1 pseudogene is annotated in these 318 nt (G+C 62.9%); it reads right to left on the bottom strand.

Features of this window, described 5'->3' with window-relative positions:
* A pseudogene (locus ACLJNW_RS24060) lies at positions 1-318 on the bottom strand (hypothetical protein); the annotation flags it as partial.

Below are 318 nucleotides of genomic sequence, written 5' to 3'. Positions count from 1 at the left end.
CCCATGCCCAGACCGATGCTGGAAATGCTCGCGAGGCCGAAGTTGCGGTTGCGCAGGATGCCCAGGTCGATCAGCGGGTTTGGCCGCGACAGTTGCAGGATGACGAACAGGACCAGGCTGAACAGGGCGACGCTGCCGAGGCTGACGATCAGTTGCGACTCCAGCCAGTCCTTGCGGTGACCTTCCTCGAGGAAAACCTGCAGGCAGCCCAGGCCGATGCCGAGGGTGACGATGCCGGCGTAGTCGGTACTCTTCAGCAGTTCCCAATGCGGCGCCTTTTTCTCCAGGCCGTAGAGCAGCCCGGCGATCATCAACAGG

This window comes from Salmonella sp. SAL4457 (genome assembly GCF_046548235.1).
In the GTDB taxonomy this organism is placed as follows: Bacteria; Pseudomonadota; Gammaproteobacteria; order Enterobacterales; family Enterobacteriaceae; genus Salmonella; species Salmonella enterica.
The sequence above is the reverse complement of the archived record's forward strand: the minus strand, read 5'-3'. Positions and strand labels throughout refer to the sequence as shown.